General features: G+C 54.5%; 17 protein-coding genes and 1 pseudogene. 8 read left to right on the top strand and 10 right to left on the bottom strand.

Annotated elements, in window-relative coordinates:
- Positions 1 to 34 precede the first annotated feature (34 nt).
- The 8 genes and pseudogenes from GBK04_RS09790 to GBK04_RS09770 all read left to right on the top strand — a co-directional run bounded on the left by GBK04_RS09790 (position 35) and on the right by GBK04_RS09770 (position 5,892).
- The gene (locus GBK04_RS09790) at positions 35 to 2,005 is read left to right on the top strand and encodes a sialate O-acetylesterase (RefSeq protein WP_152759096.1); all 1,971 of its coding nucleotides are present in this window, start codon (positions 35 to 37) and stop codon (positions 2,003 to 2,005) included.
- Positions 2,006 to 2,070: 65 nt separating this feature from the next.
- Positions 2,071 to 2,385, top strand: a pseudogene (locus GBK04_RS31590) (DUF8608 domain-containing protein); the annotation flags it as partial.
- A gap of 47 nt (positions 2,386 to 2,432) precedes the next feature.
- On the top strand, positions 2,433 to 2,606 hold the full coding sequence (locus GBK04_RS30480; RefSeq protein ID WP_373331493.1) for a hypothetical protein: 174 nt from the start codon (positions 2,433 to 2,435) through the stop codon (positions 2,604 to 2,606).
- Positions 2,524 to 2,832, top strand: coding sequence for a DUF4145 domain-containing protein (locus GBK04_RS30475; protein WP_373331448.1), 309 nt, complete (start codon positions 2,524 to 2,526; stop codon positions 2,830 to 2,832). Before GBK04_RS30480 ends, GBK04_RS30475 begins: the two co-directional genes overlap by 83 nt.
- An 89-nt stretch (positions 2,833 to 2,921) precedes the next feature.
- Complete coding sequence (locus GBK04_RS09780) at positions 2,922 to 3,218, top strand: nucleotidyltransferase family protein (protein WP_152759093.1); 297 nt, start codon at positions 2,922 to 2,924, stop codon at positions 3,216 to 3,218.
- A gap of 71 nt (positions 3,219 to 3,289) precedes the next feature.
- On the top strand, positions 3,290 to 3,811 hold the full coding sequence (locus GBK04_RS30470; protein ID WP_373330864.1) for an aminopeptidase P family N-terminal domain-containing protein: 522 nt from the start codon (positions 3,290 to 3,292) through the stop codon (positions 3,809 to 3,811).
- A complete protein-coding gene (locus tag GBK04_RS09775; protein ID WP_373330863.1) occupies positions 3,775 to 4,566 on the top strand; it encodes a M24 family metallopeptidase in 792 nt (263 codons plus the stop codon). Before GBK04_RS30470 ends, GBK04_RS09775 begins: the two co-directional genes overlap by 37 nt.
- Positions 4,567 to 4,707: 141 nt before the next feature.
- Entirely contained in the window at positions 4,708 to 5,892 is a 1,185-nt protein-coding gene (locus GBK04_RS09770) for a glycosyltransferase family 2 protein (protein WP_152759091.1), read from the top strand.
- On the opposite strand, the gene GBK04_RS09765 is transcribed toward GBK04_RS09770, so the two are convergent.
- From GBK04_RS09765 to GBK04_RS09720, 10 genes are all read right to left on the bottom strand, one after another.
- A complete protein-coding gene (locus GBK04_RS09765) occupies positions 5,889 to 6,476 on the bottom strand; it encodes a class I SAM-dependent DNA methyltransferase (RefSeq protein WP_152759088.1) in 588 nt (195 codons plus the stop codon). The genes GBK04_RS09770 and GBK04_RS09765 overlap by 4 nt on opposite strands.
- Positions 6,473 to 7,207 (bottom strand): PIG-L deacetylase family protein, encoded by a 735-nt coding sequence (locus GBK04_RS09760; protein WP_152759085.1) that lies wholly within the window; start codon positions 7,205 to 7,207, stop codon positions 6,473 to 6,475. Before GBK04_RS09760 ends, GBK04_RS09765 begins: the two co-directional genes overlap by 4 nt.
- Positions 7,200 to 8,363 carry an acyl-CoA dehydrogenase family protein gene (locus GBK04_RS09755; protein WP_373330862.1) on the bottom strand — a complete coding sequence of 388 codons (1,164 nt, stop codon included), beginning with the start codon at positions 8,361 to 8,363 and terminating at the stop codon, positions 7,200 to 7,202. Before GBK04_RS09755 ends, GBK04_RS09760 begins: the two co-directional genes overlap by 8 nt.
- Before the next feature lie 248 nt (positions 8,364 to 8,611).
- Positions 8,612 to 9,919: a Gfo/Idh/MocA family protein gene (locus tag GBK04_RS09750; protein WP_152759079.1), complete on the bottom strand. Its 1,308-nt coding sequence runs from the start codon at positions 9,917 to 9,919 to the stop codon at positions 8,612 to 8,614.
- Between the two features lie 91 nt (positions 9,920 to 10,010).
- The gene (locus GBK04_RS09745) at positions 10,011 to 10,346 is read right to left on the bottom strand and encodes a LytR/AlgR family response regulator transcription factor (RefSeq protein ID WP_152759076.1); all 336 of its coding nucleotides are present in this window, start codon (positions 10,344 to 10,346) and stop codon (positions 10,011 to 10,013) included.
- A gap of 228 nt (positions 10,347 to 10,574) precedes the next feature.
- Complete coding sequence (locus GBK04_RS09740) at positions 10,575 to 11,051, bottom strand: hypothetical protein (protein ID WP_152759074.1); 477 nt, start codon at positions 11,049 to 11,051, stop codon at positions 10,575 to 10,577.
- Positions 11,052 to 11,549: 498 nt separating this feature from the next.
- Entirely contained in the window at positions 11,550 to 11,846 is a 297-nt protein-coding gene (locus tag GBK04_RS09735) for an antibiotic biosynthesis monooxygenase family protein (RefSeq protein ID WP_152759071.1), read from the bottom strand.
- Between the two features lie 45 nt (positions 11,847 to 11,891).
- On the bottom strand, positions 11,892 to 13,001 hold the full coding sequence (locus tag GBK04_RS09730) for a hypothetical protein (protein ID WP_152759068.1): 1,110 nt from the start codon (positions 12,999 to 13,001) through the stop codon (positions 11,892 to 11,894).
- 106 nt (positions 13,002 to 13,107) lie between these two features.
- Complete coding sequence (locus tag GBK04_RS09725; RefSeq protein WP_152759065.1) at positions 13,108 to 15,846, bottom strand: choice-of-anchor Q domain-containing protein; 2,739 nt, start codon at positions 15,844 to 15,846, stop codon at positions 13,108 to 13,110.
- Between the two features lie 142 nt (positions 15,847 to 15,988).
- Positions 15,989 to 17,812, bottom strand: a complete 1,824-nt coding sequence (locus tag GBK04_RS09720; RefSeq protein ID WP_152759062.1) for a tetratricopeptide repeat protein — start codon at positions 17,810 to 17,812, stop codon at positions 15,989 to 15,991.
- Positions 17,813 to 17,856: the final 44 nt, after the last annotated feature.

Raw genomic sequence — 17,856 nt, 5'->3', positions numbered from 1 at the left:
TTGTATCTTTAAATCAAATACAAAAGAGCACATCATGGGAAAGAAACTAACGGCCTCGCTACTTCTTGTTTTCCTCACCGTTACCTTGGCGTCGGCCCAACTGAAAGTGGCGCGCATCTTCGGCGACCACATGGTACTCCAGCGCGAAAAACCCGTGCAGGTATGGGGCTGGGCAACCAAAGGCGATAAAGTAGACCTGACCTTCAACCAGCAAAAGGTATCTGCCAAGGCCGATGCCAACGGCAAATGGATGGCCCAGCTACCCGCCATGCCCGCCGGAGGACCGTACGAGCTGGTGATAAAATCGAAAAAAGAAGAGGTAAAACTGACTGATATTCTGGTTGGCGAGGTGTGGCTACTCTCGGGTCAGTCGAACATGGAGTGGCGGGTGAAGAATGCCGATAGTGCCAAAATCGAAATGGCGCGGGCCAACTACCCCACCATCCGGCACTTTGAAGTAGCACACGAACTGGCCTTTGAACCGCAGAAGGATTTGAATGCGGGCGACTGGAAAATCGCTTCCCCGACTACGGTGGGCGATTTCTCGGCGGTAGGGTACTTTTTTGCGCGGGATATTGTCCAGGAACTGGGGGTACCCGTGGGCCTGATCCATTCGTCCTGGGGAGGCTCGCAGGTGGAAGGCTGGATCAGCGAAAAAGCCATGAGCGAATCGGAAGTACTCAACTACTACCCCAAAACGATGGCCCGCTCGTGGGATGAAGACGGCCAGAAACAGGAAAAGAAACTCATCGACCAGGCCTACGGATCGGCTGATTTTGATATAAAATCCATAGACGAAAGCAAGTACCTGGTTCTGGGCTTTGACTATGGCTCGTGGAAACTGAAAGTAAATCCACAAGGCCAATGGATGTGGCAGGGCGTTGGTGGGTACCGGGGTACCGCCTACGTGCAACGCACGGTGGAGGTACCTGCGGAACTGGCGAATGTGGAAACGACCCTGAATTTTGGTCGAAACACCGGCGATCTGGATTTCTATGTCAACGATAAAAAGGTGTTCGAAGGTACCTTCAACGACCCGATCGAACTAAAACTCCCCGCGGGTACCTGGAAGCCGGGCGAAAACTCGCTGCTCATCAAACTCGGCCCCAATCGCGAGCCTGCCTGGTTTGGCATGGGGTTCATGGGTACCCCCGCCGATTTTTCGGTCAAGGGCGCGGGCCGCAGTATTCCGCTGGTGGATGCTCCGTGGCGCATGATGCCTTCCTGGCAGTCGCCGCGTACCTACGATCATTTCATGAACAACGTAGGTACCACCATTTACAACGCCATGATCGCTCCGCTGGTACCCTACACCATCGCCGGTGCGCTCTGGTACCAGGGCGAGAGCAACGCCGGGCGGGCCTACCAGTACCGTAAGTCGTTCCCGCTGCTGATCGAGAGCTGGCGCAAGGACTGGGGCTATGAGTTTCCTTTCCTGTTCGTGCAGTTGGCTACCTACGGACCTTTCCAGAACAGTAACCAGGGCAGCGATTGGGCCGAACTCCGCGAAGCCCAGACTATGACCCTCAGCCTACCCAAAACCGGCATGGCCGTCACAACCGACATCGGCAATCCCAATGATATTCACCCTACCAACAAGCAGGATGTAGGCCACCGCCTGGCGCTGTCGGCGCTGAAAGTGGCCTATGGGAAAGACGATGTGGTAGCCAGCGGACCTACGGTTAAGGATGTGGAGTTCAAAGATGGTAAGGCGATTGTTACCTTCGATCATATTGAGCACGGCATCACCATTCGTGACAAGTACGGCTACATCAAGGGCTTCGAGATAGCCGGACCGAGTAAAAACTTCGTATACGCCAGAGCCTATGTACAGGATGGCAAAGTGATCGTTTCGAGTGCGATGGTACCTGATCCCGTAGCCGTACGCTTCGGCTGGGCTAACTCGCCCCTAGACAATAACCTGTTTAATGCCGACGGCCTACCCGCCGTACCCTTTCGGACGGATGATTGGGTAGGTGTGACGGAGGGAGGGAAGTTTCAGTAGGAAGATATTGGTAACTGATTGATAGCAATGTTTTTAGCTCAATAACTGATTTAGAATTTCAAGAGATGAAGATTAGAGACTGGGCTAAAAATACATTCTCATTAGATTCGAAAATAGCTTGGCCATGTCCCAACTGCCAAAATTCATCTTTGGAAATAATAAAGGATAAATTTTTCTTTGACGAAAGTGCTGAGTCGAAAACGGATCATGATCACGAAGCTTGGGAAATAGAATAGGTAAGACTGACTTTTAGCGGCGTATTAAATTGCAAAAGCTGTCATGAATTTGTAGCCATATCAGGAACAGGTACCATTGAAGATTTTGAATATTATGATCAATTCACTGGGGAGTACGATCGTGAGCGATTTGAAATATTTACGCCCGCTTTCTTTTATCCTCCACTCCCTATCTTTAAAATTCCCGAAAAATGTCCACCGCTTATCAAGGACGAAATTATCCTTTCTTTCGCCCTTTTCTGGGTGGATTTATCCTCCTGTGCAAACAAAATCCGTACGGCGATCGAAATACTTCTAACCCAAGAAAAGGTAAAAAGGAGCGTTATAAAAAACAAAAAGAGGAGAAGACTGAACTTGCACGATAGAATTGTTGAGTATCAGAAGAAAAATAGCCAGATAGCTGAATACCTGTTAGCTATAAAGTGGATTGGAAATACGGGTAGCCATGTAGGCACGTTGAGTCAAACAGATATACTTGATGCTTATGAATTACTTGATTTTTCATTGCGTAAGTTGTACGACAACAATGAACAGACGTTAAATAAAATGATAAAAGAGATCAACAAGCGAAAAGGGACTAGAAAAAAATAGCACACTCTTAGGTTTATGCGTCACAAATTTTTGTTGATTTTGCAAGTACATATCCAGTCTGTGTAACAATCTGACAATATCATAAGCGAATGACTTCCAAGGAATACATATTAAAGATCCTAAAATCGAACAAACCCAAACTTGTAAATTCAGGTATCAGGGATGTTGGGTTATTTGGATCGTACGTGCGCAGCGAGCAAAAGTACGACAGTGATATTGATATTTTGCTGGACTTTGAGCCGGGCAAAGAAAACTTTGATAACTATATGGAGGCGTGTGAACTGCTCGAAAATCTTTTTAAGAATGAAAAAATTGAGGTAGTTACTAAGAATGGGTTGAGCCCTTACATTGGTCCTGCCGTACTGAAGGAAGTGGTATATGCTTAAATGATTAATCAGAAGCTTGAAACATATTGCAGATTTATCTATAAAAAATTTCCCTCACTTTTACACCCCTCATGAAAAGAAAAGACTTCCTCGCGCTCTCGGCCATAGCCGCCGGAACAGGTACCCTGGCCGGATTGAATGCCTGCGCCTCCACCCAAAAAGAGCAGGACGCCAACACGGTGCTGGATAACCTCCAGCCCATGACCGAAGGCGTGCAGCCCATTACCGTGGCAGAGCGGGAAGAGCGAATCAAAAAAGCCCAGCGACTATTGAAAGAAGCCGGAATGGCCGCGTTGGTGCTGGACTCAGGTACCACCATGAATTACTTCACGGGCATTCGCTGGGGGCGCAGTGAACGTACCATGGTCGCCGTGATTCCGGCGCAGGGCGAGGTGAGCTATGTGTGTCCTGGCTTCGAAGAAGGTAGGATGCGGGAGCTGATCAAGATCGGAAAGCAAGTGTACGTGTGGCAGGAAGATGAAAATCCTTCATTACAAATCATAAAAGCGATCAATGAGGCGGGGGTACCTCGGGAAAGATCGGGATCGAGGAATCGGTGCGGTTTTTTATTGTGGATGGCCTGCGCAAAGTAGCTCCGCAGTTCGAGTACGTCAGCGGCGACCCGGTGACGGTACCCTGCCGACTGATCAAATCGGCCACCGAACTGGCTTTGATGCAGAAAGCCACCGATATCACCGTGGCGGCCATGAAAATTGGGATTAGTAGTTTGAAGGAAGGGATGGCGCCGTCGGAATTTTCGGAAATTGTGGCCACCGCGCATCGGAAACTCGGGGCGGTGAATGATTTTGCGATGGCCAATTTCGCCGAAGCTTCGGCGTTTCCGCACGGCAGCACCCAGCCCCAAAAACTAAAAAAAGGCGATGTGGTCCTCATGGATTGCGGCTGCCTGGTACAAGGGTACGCCTCCGACATCAGCCGTACCATCGTGTTTGGTGCGGAACCTACTGCCCGACAGCTTGAGATCTGGAATCTGGAAAAAAAGGCGCAGTTGGCCGGGTTTGCCGCCGCACAGCTGGGCGCTCCCTGTGAAAGTGTCGATGCCGCCGCGCGCAAGGTACTGACTGATGCCGGCTTTGGACCGGGCTATAAATTGCCCGGTTTGCCCCACCGCACCGGCCACGGCATCGGGATGGAGGGCCACGAGTGGGGGTACATCGTGAAAGGCAATCAGCTACCCCTGCAACCCGGCATGTGCTTCAGCATCGAGCCGAACATTTCGATTGTGGGTGAGTTCGGCGTGCGCCACGAGGACTGTGTGCACATGACCGAAGCGGGCCCCCAATGGTTTTCGCAACCTTCGGTATCCATCAGTCAACCCTTTGTGTAAAAGCAGATTTTCTAGCCTTGATCCAGTGCCGGGGATGTCAGTCTTAGACTGACATCCCCGGCACTGTTTTTTTAAGCAAATTGGTGGTCATAGATGACCTAAGGTACCCCATCATTTACCCTATGAAAGTATATATTTTCCATGTTTCAAGAACCTGCCCCGCACACCACACTTTTCATCTGGCATAGCCCTGAGCCGAAGACTTCCAACCCCGAAGGACGCATCGTGTTTGCTGTGCCGGCCAAGGATGAAGAAGACCACATCGCGGCCTGCCTGAATGCCTTTGCACAACAAGTCGATGCGGAAGGTCAACCCCTGAACACTTCGCTTTTTGAGGTACTCTTATTAGTAAATAACACGACGGACGATACCATAGGCCGCGCGCTGGCTGCGCGGCGGCATCCGGGTATCCACATCGTTTCGGTCAACCTACCCCCACACTATGCCCACATTGGCTGGGCCCGACGGCTGGCGATGGAATGGTGTAGTCAGCGGCTGGTGCAGAATGGCCATCCCGAGGGAATCATCGTATCCACCGATGCCGACAGTCAGCTGGCACCGGATTTCGTGAGTGAGCTCACGCGGACTTTTGCTGCCCCCACCGTTCACGCGGCGGGGGCAATGTTACTGGTTAAGGAAGAAATCGAGGGCACTGTTTTTACCAATCTGCGTACCTATTTTTCGCTGGAAAAGCAACTCCGGCAACGGGCGCAGGAGGAGGTCGCTTTTGATCTGGTGCATACGCACTTTTCAGGAGCGGGATTCGCGGTACGTCAGCACATGTACGCTGCGGTAGGAGGCTTGTCGCCTTTGCCCTACAACGAAGACAAGTACTTTTACCAAAAACTCCTCCAGCGCGATGCCTGCATCAAGATGAACGACCGCCTGATTATATATACATCTAGCCGCGTAGCGGGGCGCACCGAATGGGGTATGGCGGCGCAGTTGATGAAATGGAAGAAAGCCGAGGAAGATGGCGAGTATGTGTTTGTTTCGTCAGCCCGCGCCCAGTGGCTTTGCTTTCAATTGCAAAGAGCCCTGTATGCGTATTGGCTGGTTCAAAATGCCGAGAATCTGGATACAGTGTGCCGGTATCTGACAGAGTACACGCTGCCCAATCCACTGCTATTCCTAAACAAAATCACCAGACCTGCCTACTTCGGACAGTATTGGTATTGTGTGTGGGAACACCCCAAGTTAGTCGAAGCCCGACAAGCTTCGTTCCTAAGCATACCTCTGGACGAGGGAATCGCGCAGTTGGATGCTTTGCTTACTACCCTGGAAAATCACTTTGGGACACCCGCGCTGGCTTCGCTTCGGGCCTAAGCCTTGCGAAACACATCGAGTCGGTAGGTAGCCTCCCGCTTGCCTTCAAGATGCTGAAGCGTGGAAGTGTGCTGGGAAAACCGAATAAAACGATCGTGCACTTCGTCGCCTGTGAGCGGGTAGTCGTCCACGAAGGGGGTCCAGTGCACCAGCACCAGGTCGCCACCCGGCTCCAGCAGGGTCAGTACCTGGTCGCGGGCCTGATCGAATTCAGTATCTCCCCAATAGTAAGCCACTTCGGAAAGCAGAATAAGATCGAACGTTTGTTCGGGTTTATGACGGGGAAACTGCATGTTTCTGAAAGTAATAGTGGGCTTGTCCGCATTGCGCCGGCGGGCCTGGGCGAGGGCCTTCTCGCTCACATCCACCGAAAGCAGCCGATCAACGCGGGGTGCCAGCATACCCGAAAGTACCCCAATGGAGCAGCCCGGCTCGAAGGCCGAGGCGTAATGCTTGCGGGGTAAGTGCATCAGCGTATCGAAGTACTTATGTAGTTCGTATTCCCGGCTGGCAAAACCCCAGGGGTCGTCGGACTTGGCGTAGATTTCTTCAAAGTAGTCGGGTTCCAGCGATTCTTTTTTCATAGGGTGCGGTAGTAATATTCAGTAGGGGTTGTGAAATGGGCAAGCACTTCCGGTTGCAGGGAAAAAGCCTCGGGGTCGTCGTGGATGAGCTGACCCAGCTGCGAACGGTGCGTTTCAATCGCGGACTTCTTTTTCCACTGCCAGTCCTCCTTTAGCGTGAAGGTAAATACTTCTACTTCACTCGGATGCGGGGCGTCGCCGGGTCGGGCCAGTTCGTACAGCCAGATCGGATACTCATACAACTCGCCGGGCCAGTAGGATTCTTCAATGGCCTTCAGAATGAGGGCCGTGGTAGCCTGATGATCGCAGTGCGGATCGCGCCGCCAAGGCGTGAAAATGGTTTTGGGATTCAGTTTTTTTAAATGCCGGCAAAACTGCCCGACGGCGGTCGCAAACTCGTCGGTGCCAGGTAGGGGTACCTTGGTGTCCGGAAAGCGGAAAAAACGTAACTGCTTGCCGGTCACACCCAGCTGCATGCAAGCCTGCCGGAATTCAGACTCCCGTAGGGCACACCGCCGGTCGGCGGGAAAAGCCTGTGAGTTGGGGTGCGACATGGTACCATCGCTCACCAGCCACACGTAGACAGGTACCTTCTGCTCGCGCAAAGCGGCGATAAGGCCACCGCAGCCCAAGCTTTCATCATCGGCATGGGGTGCCAGCACCAACACCGGTCCGGCCAGGTGGGAAGTCCGAAGTGTGCGGCTAACGGTGGTGTTAAAAACGTTATTCATGGTTGGTTTCTTTATTCCACAAATCAGCCACGGATTGATCGGCTACTCCCACGTACCTACCCACCGAAGCCAGCGCTCCATCCGGATTGGGCTGGCAGAGGTAGGTCTGCAGGTCGCGGATGATCTGCTCCACCGGATTGGGTTTCATGCAACTCTGCACGCCGATGGAGGCCAGTGTAAGCTGCATTACTTCCTGGCAGATTCCGCTAATGGCCGTCCTGACCATATTGGCGTACTCGATGACCTGCTCGGCTGAATTGTAGGCATACAGCGCGTGGCCCGCCGCACCCGCCAGCCACTGGTTGCCTCCTTCTACCGCAATCGCCATTCGACCCAGCCTGTGCAATTGATAAGGCTGATCGAGCCGGTCGCGCTGCCGGAGCTGACGGCGGGTGTGCTCAAGCAGGGCTTCGGCTCCGCCCAGATGTACCGCCGCAAAACGCACGGCGCCTCCGCTGAAGGCGGGCTGAAGGTGGTAGTCGTCGGGCCCGCCCAGCAGGTCGGATGCTTGCAGTCGGATGCCCGTAAAATCTACTTTATAACTGGCCGAAGCTTCCATGCCCATCGGGTGCCAGAAACTGGGGTCGATGCGTTTTTGGCTCATTCTTTCCAAAGGTACCACCACCATTTGCCAGCCCTGGTTTTCGGTACCGTGCATCCGATGACCCGTAATGATCATGTGATCTACCTCGCCCGCGCCCGAGCAGAACGTTTTGCTGCCCGCCAACTCGTATTCGTCGTCGGAAATACGATGAATCGATACGCCATCCTGAAACTCGGTGTTCCAGATGCCGAACAAGTGCTGACGTTCCTTTGCGCACGCTGCCCAATAGGTTTGCTGAGCCGCTGTACCGTACAGTTCAATAAGATGCAAGGCATTGATGTGCCCTTCGTAGATACGCCCGGCGGGCAGGCTACCCCGCCCGATGGTTTTGAGCAGGCGCAGCTGTCGGTGGAAGGCTACCCGTGCTTCCCCGAAGTCGGCCGCCTGCAAGGGATCGAACGCCGCCTGTAAGGGTAGGGCCAGTAGTCCCTCGCGCCGAATGATGGCGAAGTCCGTAGTGGGGAATTCAGGATCGGCAGGGCCAACTACGAAATTGGAAAATTGTGGAATCAATTCCTCCACTTCTGCCAGGCCTGTAGACGTTGTGATCATTTTATGAAATTTCTGGTTAGTTCTAGGTACCCCTTCACCGCCAGGATGCTCTGATCCAGCACCGGCAGGCCGTAGAATACCCACCTGTTTTTCCGGTTTGGCTTTACTCATGCCTTTTACTATAAAATAGAATGCCATCCCGATATCAGTACTGAAAATATGAGGTAGGTGTAACCAAAAAGAGGCCCACACGTTGCGTGCGAACCTCTTTTCTTGATTAGATAAAGATTACCTTTCCTCGTTTCTCCCTACACGCTTTCCGGCATAGTGAATGGTGCGCGGTACTTGCGGCTTAGCAGGGCATTAGCCTCTTTGTCGTTGACAAATTTCTCCGCCTTCGGATCGAACGTCAGTGCGCGGCCGGTGCGGTAGGCGATGTTTCCCAGGTGGGCCAATCCTGAGGATAGATGCACCGTTTCAACGGGGCCATTCTGGATGGAGGTATCGCGGGCTACCACGGCGTCGATAAAGTTCTTGAAGTGATCGCCGCCCGCCTTCCGCGTTGGGCCGGGCTTGCGGTCGCGACCCAGGAAGGTTTCGTAAAAGTCGTACCCTTTTACCACCATGTACCCCTCGCTGCCGTAGAAGATATTGCCGATGCCCGTACCGCCTTCTTCGTTGGTCATCCAGGGACGTACCTCGAACTCGATAATTTTTTTCTCTTTGGGATAAATATAGGTCGACGAAAGTACCTCGGGCGTTTCCTGGCAGTCGTCCCAGAGAAACTTGCCGCCACCGGATGTGATTTTTTCGGGGAATGTATCCACGCCCAGCCCCCACATGCACAGGTCGGTTTCGTGAATACCCTGGTTACCAATATCGCCGTTGCCGTAGTTCCAGTGCCAGTGCCAGTTGTAGTGCACATAGTTGCGCGAGAAAGGCTTCATTTCGGCGGGGCCCGTCCACAAGTCATAGTTCAGGCCTTCGGGTACGGGTTCGGTACCCTTGTCGCCCACGCTGGGCCGCCACTTGAACACCAGTCCACGCGCCATGTACACGTCACCGATCAGACCGTCGCGCAGGTGCTTCACGGCTTCTTTCATGGCTTCCGAGCTGCGGAGCTGCACGCCATGCTGCACGATGCGCTTGTACTTTTTGGCGGCTTCGATGATTTTTTGCCCTTCGTTGAAGTTATGCGAGCCCGGCTTCTCTACGTATACATCCTTACCCGCCTGGCAGGCCCAGATCGTCGCCAGTGCGTGCCAGTGGTTGGGCATGGCAATGCTGACGACATCGATGGATTTATCATCGAATACTTTCCGCAGATCCTGCTCGGTACCTACCTTTTTACCCGATTTCTTTTCGTACTCCTGGGCGCGTTTCTGCAACACCACATTGTCGGGATCACATAGGGTAGCCAGTTCGACATTGCTCAGGTTCGAGAAACCGGAGATGTGGCTTTGGCCCCGTCCATTCACACCCAGCACGGCTACGCGCACCCGGTCGTTCGACCCGAAGGCACTGGCGGGAATAATGGTAGGAAGCGACAGGGCCACCGCCACGCCGGCTGAGTTTTTGATAAACTTCCGTCGGGAAAATTGGTTTTGGTTTTCCATAGTAGTAAGGGTTTGGAGAATACGCGCACGTAATGAGTTTGGTAATAGTACCTTATAAGACGCCAAGTGGGCCATCCTTACCCTAAGGGAATTAAAAAATTGATTCAAGCGCCGATTGCACCTGTTTGCGCCGCCGTCGCGCGATGGGAAGTGCCAGACCATTACGGAGAATAACCTGCCGGCTATCGTAGTGCGCGATGTAATCCAGGTTCACCACGGCCGAACGGCTGATGCGTAGAAAGCCCTGCTCGCCAAGTCGTTCGTGCAGAACCCTCATCGTCACCGACAGCGTGAGTTTGGGACGGCGGACAAAGTGCACATGGGTGTAGTTGCGGTCGCCTTCGCAATAGACGATTTCTGTGATCTGCACGCGGGTATGGGCGCCGATGTGCACGCCAGGGTGCTGGGAAAGTGAGAAGTGATTCATACGTGCTGGATTGTTACAGGAAAATGTCTTTCCCTAATGACTGGTCGTTTCCGTATGAATCAAATGAAAAGGAGAAAGGTAAGTCGGAAGCGAGATGCCCTTACTATTTTGAATAAGCGAAAACCCCGATAACTTACTACCGGGGTTTTCTGGAAATAGAGGAGGTTTCAAGAGTGGTGTGGCCAGGATATAGCCGGAAAGCCGGAGCTTGCCACAGGGCAGGGTACCCTACTGCATGGCGATCAATGTGCGGGCGGGTGTTTCGACCACTTTTGCGGTGGAGAGCGTGACGGTTTTGTGCTGGACTTCGTCTCCGTTGACCACCTCGATGGTGTAGCTGCCATCCTTACTCGTGGAGAAGTCGAAGTTGCAGCCGTACACTTTCGTTTGCCGGCCCACCACCTCCTGGTGCAGGACCTGGCCCTGCTGATTGAGCAGCCGCACGAGCACTTTTTCGCCCGCTTTTTTCTCCAGGGTCAGGCGCATGGTCATCGATTCCCGCACCCGGTAGAGGCCGATACCGAAGGTTTTGCTTTCGGGGCTGGTGGCGGAGGTGGGAAGGACGGGAGCTGCTATGTAGGCATGTTTCACGGAGGCTACCGGTTCGGGGGTAGCTTTGGCTAAGATTTCGGATTGGGCCAGCAGGGTAGCGGAAGTCAACAGGGCTAGCATCAGGGTCATGGCGGAAGTTTGGAGCGTTTTCATGATCTTGTTATTTAAAGTGTTTATGATAGAATGAGTGATTGAAAGTGTCCGCGCATTGACCAGCAGCGAACAATACAAAGGTCGCGGGTTACGACCAACCCGACTTGGCGTATTGTCCCAGAAGCTTGGTGTATTGTTTAAAAAGTTAGTCTATTGTTGCACGGAGCCTTTTTCTGCCTAAAAACCGCGCAAAACGCGAAGAAAACACGCAAAATGAAGCCTGGGAAGAGGAACCGGGGTACCCGTGTGGCAATAGGCTGGCGTGCACAATACCGAAATCGTAGCGGGTCACGGGTTGGGACAGATTGACTCAGCAGCAGTGCGTACCGCCCTATCAAGTAAGCAGTATCGTCATGCCCAGTGATGAATATTCGCCCCCTAACAAAAGGAACGAGTGGCTAAGGCGGCCACTCGTTCCTTTTACATACCAACAAATTCCGCCAGATTTTGCGCGGCCACCGTTCAGAAGTGGCTTGATTGGCCCGGAGACGCAACCCATTAAGCTACTTCTTCCACGACTTCGTAATAGTCCACCGTGGGCGATCCGGCGAAGTACTGCTTCATGTTGGCCAGTGTATTTTCCAGAAGCCCGTCGTTTTCGGACTTTGCCCGGGCTTCCTCGGATTCCCAGAGCGTGACAAACAGACACTTTCCGTTGGCCGAGTCGATCAGGAAACGGCTGTTTTTGAAGCCTTCCTGTTGCTTAAAAGCGGGGCCAACCGAATTGCGGTAGTAGTCGGTAGCGTCGGTGGCCGATTCGGCCCGAATCGGAACCTGAACAATTCTTGCGTACATCGTGATGGTTGGTTTAGTGAAAAAAGAAAAAAACGCATCAAGGATCTACACATGAATCAGTTGCGCCATCCGCTCCATGAGCTCGGTGGCCGTGTCGAGCGTCCGGCGGCCCAGTCCGCACGAGCAAGCCACGTCTACGGCCTGTACACGAGCGGCTTCGATGCTTTGCAGAATGTGCCGGTTCTCGGCGAGCGTCCGCTTTTCGTGGACAAATCCCGCCACAAAACGGGTGTCGCCCGGCAGGTCGATGTGCTTCAACGGCGCGTAATAGCCCGCTGCGGTCGATGGCGGCACCAGACCCTCCGCAAAGGGGTAATGCACGTAATCCAGCGTGTGTTGGGTAGGCCAGGCGGCTACTAATTTGTTGGAGAATGCCACCATCTTGCCCAGCGTTTTGGGGTGTACCAGCGCTTCATTGTGGAAGTCGCCCAGGCACAAGTGCATCCCGATGCGGGCACCGGGCGTGATTTTGCCCAACAAATCCAGAATCGGGCGCAGGGCCAGGCCCATCAGAGGAGCGGGTAGTTTGTAGGCAGCATACAACTCCGGAGGTACCTCAATCTGGACCACCACGTCGTGACCCGCTTCGGCCAGCACGGCGTTGACCTCGCGGGCGATCACTGTATTGAAGGCGTAGGTATAGCGCAGCCAGGTGATGGGACTGGCAAAGGCAAAGCCCATCGCAAAGCCTGTAGGTACCCCCATCTGGAATTTCAGGGCGGGCAGATCGTGTCGCTGGCGCAAGTGCCGGAATATGGGGTAGCTGCGGCGAAAGAAGTCGTCGTAGCCCAGCCGCACGTGCTCGGGCATATCGGCGGGTGAATGGCGAGGCTTAAGTTTCTGGAAATCGTCGTAGGTGGCGGCCATGCCGTCGGCTCCCCGAATGGGGTGTTTCACAATTTTCCAGCTTTTCTCATCTTCGGTTAGCTTCTCGATGGCATACACGACCCAGGCGATGCGGTTGCCTTGGGGGAAGGCGGGTGTCTTGTCGCCGATTTCGCCGTCGGGCAGACAACGCAAATCGGGGCCCAGTAGGTCGAGGGCGCGTTCCATGCAGGTAGCCTCGTCGGCGAAGGGCATACTACCCACTAGCAAAGCTTTTCGCCTGGTCGGTAGGGTTGTTTTTTCAGGAATAGAGGAGAGTTCTTTTTTCATGGAAAGGGGAATTGAAGGTAGTGGAAAAGGTAAGCGTCCGAAAGGGCCAGCGGGGAGAAATCCCCGCTGGCCAGCGTGTGTATAAAAGATAGCCGAAGACTTTTCTCTACTGCTTACTGATTCTCAGTACCCCCTGCCGATTCATCGCGTCCACGGCCCGAATGAGGTAGATGCCCGCTGGCAAACTCCCCAGCCTAAACTCCACCTCGTTGTGCCCTTCGGTAAGTTCCTGCTGGCGTACCTGCCGCGCACGCCCCGCCACGTCCAGCAGCTCGAAGGTGGCCATCCCCGCCACCGGAGCCAGTACCTCCACCGTTAGGGCGTCCTGTGTGGGATTGGGGTAAGCCTTCAGCGACAGGCTCAGGGGTACCTCCTGTGCCTGCTCGTAGCCGATGCGGGCGGGGGTGCTGCTGTTGCAGCCGCCGAGCGTGTAGCCGAAGCGCAGGTAGGTGGGCACCAGGTACTGCGCCACGCAGGTTTCCCGGCCACCCTGGCACATCTTCACACCCCCATAGCCGCAGCGCACGTCGTTGACCGTCACGGTAATGATTTTGGTGGCCGAGCAGCCCGCTGCGTCGGTGGCCGTGACGGTGTAGGTCGTCGTCTGGGTGGGGCAGACTTGGGTCGAGTTGCCCGTGGCTCCGTTGCTCCACGCCAGGCGCAGGGTACCCGTGCCGCCGGTGGCGCTGGCCGTCAGGGTGGTGCAGCTGCTGCCGTAGCCGTAGACGACCGAGGTGTTGGGCGAGGTGGTCAGGTTGATGGGCGGGCGCACGGTGACGTTCTGGCTGCTGGTGCTGGTGCAGCCGTCGACGGTCACGGTGTAAGTGATCGTGCCGCCGCTGCCGGCGTTGGCCGGGGTGAAGGTATTATCCGCGACGCCAGGCCCGGAGAAGGTACCCCCCGGCGTGGTGGGCGTGAGGGTGATGGCGGCCGCATCGGCGCAGTAGGAGCTGGCCAGGCCGGAGAAGCTGGTATTGGGCAGCGGTTTGACCGTCACGTTCTGGCTGCTGGTGCTGGTGCAGCCGTCGACCGTCACGGTGTAGGTGATCGTGCCGCCGCTGCCGGCGTTGGCGGGGGCGAAGGTGTTGCCCGACATGCCGGGCCCGGAGAAGGTACCCCCCGGTGTGGTGGGCAATAGGGTGACGGGGCTAGCATTGGCGCAGTAGGGTCCGGCCAGGCCGGCGAAGCTGGCGTTGGGCAATGGATTGACCGTCACGTTCTGGCTGCTGGTGCTGGTACAGCCGTCGACCGTCACTGTGTAGGTGATCGTGCCGCCGCTGCCGGCGTTGGCGGGGGTGAAGGTGGTGCCCGCGACGCCCGGCCCGGAGAAGGTACCCCCCGGCGTGGCGGGGTTCAGGGTGATGGAGGCCGCATCGGCGCAGTAGGGTCCGGCCAGGCCGGTGAAGCTGGCGTTGGGCAGCGGCTTGATTTCTACGCTCTGCTCGGTAAAAACCGTGCAGCTGTTCTCGGTGACGGTGTAACGGACCGTGTGGTTGCCAGCCGAAAGACTGGCTGGGTCAAGCTGAGTAGCGGCCTGGTTGTCGATGGTGAAGCCGCCGCCCGAGGGGGTACCCATCAGCGTGACGGCTGCGGCGTCCTTACAATAGAATGCGGCCAGCCCGCTGATGGCGGGCGATTGAAATTCATAAGACCCAGCATCGGGTAAGCCTACGCGGGGCTGGTTATTTGCATCGGTCGTTGGTAACGTGATGCCGGATTGCGTGGTTGAACTGATCCCGGCATTCACGGCCGGACTACACGCACCGAGGGCAAAGGTACGGACGAGCCCGCCGCTATTTTGTTGTAGCTCCCCCAACACGATGACCTGGTTGTTCTTATCACTGCTCTGATCAAACACATAACCGCCGTTGTAATTGGTTACGTTGCCGCCCAGCGAAGTAGTGTTGCCCCCACCGAAAGTTGCCCCGATAAATAATGAGTTGATTATACGGTAGGGACTAAAGAAACTAAAAAGATTGACGTCTGGGTTATTTCTGAAGGTACATCCAATTACATCAGCATTTCCAGTATATCCATAAATATCACCACCATAACCGGTATTTGCATCGAATGTACAATTGGTGAAATTTACGGCTCCTGCAGAAAAAACGCCTCCCCCCCGCTCAGCGGAATTGCCTACGAATGTGCAACGTAAAAACGTAACATCATCTGGGTTTCCGCTACTGTTATCCCCAATATTAACAGCCCCTCCCCTAGTGTCTGGTATATTAATGGGCGCACCATTGTTTTGGAATTCACAGTCGATAAACGTGCCTCTGCCTTCTACTACTTGTACTCCCCCGCCGTGGCGATTCTGGGGTATAAGGCAGTTCCGTACGACACAGCGGACCATCATTAGCGCTACGCCGTTATCGGTCAATACACCTCCACCACCCTGTTTATTCTCTCCTTCGTTGCCTACTCCATTTTGCAGAACGATATCGGTCAGCGTAAGTTCTTTGTCCGGGGTAATGGCTTTGAAAAGTCGAAAATCCGGTACCCCGGGAGCAGTACTACGCTCAATAACAGTTCCACCTGTGGTGGTCGCAGGAGTAAGTGAGGTCACCCCTGTGATCGTGCAGGATTGGGTAATATCCGGCAAAACGCTTGTCAGACTGATCGGACCAGCTGTTTGGAGACTGATTGTATAGTCCGTCCCGGTAGCGTTGCCGGCTGCGATAGCGGCCCGTAAACTTCCTGCTCCATCATTGTTGTTGTTCGTGACGTTAAATTGCGCTACGCCCTGATGGCTTTGAATAAAGAGGCTGCCGAGCAGAATCAACCAAGTAAAGCAGGGGACGGCCCCGTAACGGCCGCGCTGGATTGGTAGATGTTGTGATTTCATAGAAGGATTGCCTGGATTAATGGGTTTAAGGAAGATAGGCTGTTATGTCGCTTTGACAAGCCCAAAACAAGCCCAACCTCTCCCAAATGCCTATTTTTAGGCATATACAAACGTATCTACAAAAAAATAGAGAATTTGAAAATCAGCTGGTTACGGAATCTTCCGCAGACTCACCGAGAAATTCAGAGAGAAGTTCATGCGCCTCGGCCCCGATTTTCTTGCGCAGTCGGTAACGGGTCATGCGGATGGAATGGGGCGAGATGCCCAGCATCCGGCTCATCTGCCGGGTGTCGAGGTGAAGCCGGGAGAGGGCCAATAGCCGCTCTTCGGCGGGGCTGATGTCGGAGAAGTACGTTTTTAGTTGCCAGAAAAAACCCGGATGCACCCGCTCGAATCGCCGACGGAACTCGTCCCAGTCGTCGTTGGTCAGCAGGCTCGAATCAATCAGATTTTGTCGGGTAGCCAGCAGGGAGCGTGATTCATTGGTTTCAACAGACGCTGGGGTGAGACGCTCCAGCTGAGCAGTGATGGAGTCGATCAGGGCTTCTTTCTGGCGCAGGTTTTCTATATAGCCCGACAGGTCGGCCTGGGCTCGTTGAAGTTCCGTTTCCACGATTTGCTTTTCCAGCCGCAGCGATTTCTCCTTTTCAGCCCCAATAACTCGCTCCTGCCGGCGGCGGAGACGGCTCAGGTAGTACAACCGTATAAACAGCCCGGCCAGCAGGGCCAGCAGGATCGCCACGATCCAGAACTGCCTTTGCTGGGCTTGCTGTCTGGCTTCGAGCCCTTCTACTTCCGACTGGTGCTTCTGAATCAGTAATTTCTTCTGCACCATCGAAATCTGGTCGGTTTTCTGGCGCTTGCTGATGCGCTTCTCCACAACCGACAGGCTGTCGAAGTAGGCATACGCCTGGCGCGCATCGCCGATGGCCCAATAGTACCTACGGGCTGCATCGTAGTAATTTTTCTGAAAATACTCATTTTCAAAGCGATTGCCACTGCCGGGAACCAGTCGTGTCAGGATCAGTGAACGCCGCAGGTAGTGCAGGCAGCTATCGGGTCGGCCAAGCCGGAGGTACAGGCCGGCAATGCTGATAGCCTCGCTACTGGGAGAAAAACTCTGCCCGCCGAATTTTAGTCCGATCCGGTAGCTGGTGAGGTAGGATTGCAGGGCTTTGGCCCATTGGTGCTGATTTTCGTACACATTGGCCAGGTTTCCGGTGGCGATACCCACCCAGAGCGAGTCACCGTAATATCCGGCTACTTGCCGGGCTCGCTGGTAACTGCGTTCAGCCTGTACATAGAGGGCCGAATCCCGGGTAGCGGCCAGCCAGGTATAGGCCATGCCCAGGGTATTACGCGTCTGAATGGCCGTTTTGGCATTATAAGACGGGTAGCGGGAGGCTTCTTTCAGCAGTTGGATAGCCTTTTCATATTCGTTGAAATGGTAGTAGTCGGAAGCCAGCTCATACAGGTACCGGCCAATGGGCGGTACCCGACTATAGCCGATTTTCCTGAAAGCCTTATTGGCCGCCAGCAAGTACTCAAAGGCCTTTCCATATTCTCCGGTTTCGAAGAGCATTTGACCGGCGGTGTGCCGGGCGATGGCGGCAGTCTGTTCGTCTCCTTCATCCGTAGCCCGTCGTGCCAGGGTGAGCAGGAAATCCACGCGGTGAGCTTCGGGAATGCTGTCCCATTGGCGCGCTTCGTCCAGGTACCGCGCGTATTGGAGCAGCCGTTCATCGTGTTTCCGTTCTCCGATTTCATTGACCCGCCGCAGTATCCCGATGGCATAGGCGGAGTGGTCGCGGAAAGCCCGGCAGGTGTCGTAGTAGTGGAGTAAGTGCAGGACGCGGTCGTCGGGAGCCGCGGTATCGATTTGCTGGAGAAAGGCCTGAGCCATTCCACCTGACGAGAGCAGCAGACTGGCTAGTGTGGTCAAAAGAATAATCCTGTACCTTATCATAGCAACCGAAGTTCGGTGCAAGTGTGTGTTATAGCCAGGAAGAA

Origin of the sequence: Salmonirosea aquatica (assembly GCF_009296315.1) — a bacterium.
GTDB lineage: Bacteria > Bacteroidota > Bacteroidia > Cytophagales > Spirosomataceae > Salmonirosea > Salmonirosea aquatica.
This window is presented reverse-complemented; position numbering and strand designations above follow the sequence as displayed.

What these genes read in the sequence shown, in the direction of transcription:
- GBK04_RS09790 (WP_152759096.1), top strand. Translation starts at nt 35, where the DNA reads ATGGGAAAGAAACTAACGGCCTCGCTACTTCTTGTTTTCCTCACCGTT.
- GBK04_RS30480 (WP_373331493.1), top strand. Translation starts at nt 2,433, where the DNA reads ATGTCCACCGCTTATCAAGGACGAAATTATCCTTTCTTTCGCCCTTTT.
- GBK04_RS09780 (WP_152759093.1), top strand. Translation starts at nt 2,922, where the DNA reads ATGACTTCCAAGGAATACATATTAAAGATCCTAAAATCGAACAAACCC.
- GBK04_RS30470 (WP_373330864.1), top strand. Translation starts at nt 3,290, where the DNA reads ATGAAAAGAAAAGACTTCCTCGCGCTCTCGGCCATAGCCGCCGGAACA.
- GBK04_RS09770 (WP_152759091.1), top strand. Translation starts at nt 4,708, where the DNA reads ATGTTTCAAGAACCTGCCCCGCACACCACACTTTTCATCTGGCATAGC.
- GBK04_RS09765 (WP_152759088.1), bottom strand. Translation starts at nt 6,476, where the DNA reads ATGAAAAAAGAATCGCTGGAACCCGACTACTTTGAAGAAATCTACGCC.
- GBK04_RS09760 (WP_152759085.1), bottom strand. Translation starts at nt 7,207, where the DNA reads ATGAATAACGTTTTTAACACCACCGTTAGCCGCACACTTCGGACTTCC.
- GBK04_RS09755 (WP_373330862.1), bottom strand. Translation starts at nt 8,363, where the DNA reads ATGATCACAACGTCTACAGGCCTGGCAGAAGTGGAGGAATTGATTCCA.
- GBK04_RS09750 (WP_152759079.1), bottom strand. Translation starts at nt 9,919, where the DNA reads ATGGAAAACCAAAACCAATTTTCCCGACGGAAGTTTATCAAAAACTCA.
- GBK04_RS09745 (WP_152759076.1), bottom strand. Translation starts at nt 10,346, where the DNA reads ATGAATCACTTCTCACTTTCCCAGCACCCTGGCGTGCACATCGGCGCC.
- GBK04_RS09740 (WP_152759074.1), bottom strand. Translation starts at nt 11,051, where the DNA reads ATGAAAACGCTCCAAACTTCCGCCATGACCCTGATGCTAGCCCTGTTG.
- GBK04_RS09735 (WP_152759071.1), bottom strand. Translation starts at nt 11,846, where the DNA reads ATGTACGCAAGAATTGTTCAGGTTCCGATTCGGGCCGAATCGGCCACC.
- GBK04_RS09730 (WP_152759068.1), bottom strand. Translation starts at nt 13,001, where the DNA reads ATGAAAAAAGAACTCTCCTCTATTCCTGAAAAAACAACCCTACCGACC.
- GBK04_RS09725 (WP_152759065.1), bottom strand. Translation starts at nt 15,846, where the DNA reads ATGAAATCACAACATCTACCAATCCAGCGCGGCCGTTACGGGGCCGTC.
- GBK04_RS09720 (WP_152759062.1), bottom strand. Translation starts at nt 17,812, where the DNA reads ATGATAAGGTACAGGATTATTCTTTTGACCACACTAGCCAGTCTGCTG.